This is a genomic window from Neisseria sp. P0019.S003 (genome assembly GCF_051957115.1).
Taxonomy (GTDB): Bacteria; Pseudomonadota; Gammaproteobacteria; order Burkholderiales; family Neisseriaceae; genus Neisseria; species Neisseria flavescens_D.
On sequence record NZ_JBQCWT010000085.1, the window covers coordinates 1 to 448 of the forward strand.

Annotated in this window: 1 pseudogene; it reads right to left on the reverse strand. The window is 53.6% G+C overall.

Annotation, left to right across the window (positions count from 1 at the left end):
* Nucleotides 1-448: pseudogene (locus ACTHTS_RS11205) on the reverse strand (valine--tRNA ligase); the annotation flags it as partial.

Below are 448 nucleotides of genomic sequence, written 5' to 3' on the forward strand. Positions count from 1 at the left end.
GTCCAAGCCTGCGTATTTTTCAGGCAAGGCAAAGCCTTGTTGCGCTTCGCCTTTGAAGTTGAACACTTCGGCATTGGCCAGTACTTTGGCTTCCAAATCGAATACATTAATCAGGCGCGTGTCGTGGCGTTTGCCGACTTCGTAGTCGTTGCAGTCGTGCGCAGGCGTGATTTTCCCGCAGCCGGTGCCGAAGTCTTTTTCAACGTATTCGTCGGCAATCACGGGGATAGTACGGCCGGTCAGCGGCAGGATTAATTCTTTGCCGCTTAAGTGGGTGTAACGTTCGTCTTCAGGATTGACGGCTACAGCCACGTCGCACAGCAGCGTTTCAGGACGGGTAGTCACTACGATAACGACTTCGGCAGGATTGTCGGCCAGCGGATAGCGGATGTGCCACCTAGAGCCTTGTTCTTCCACGCTTTCCACTTCCAAATCAGACACTGCGGTA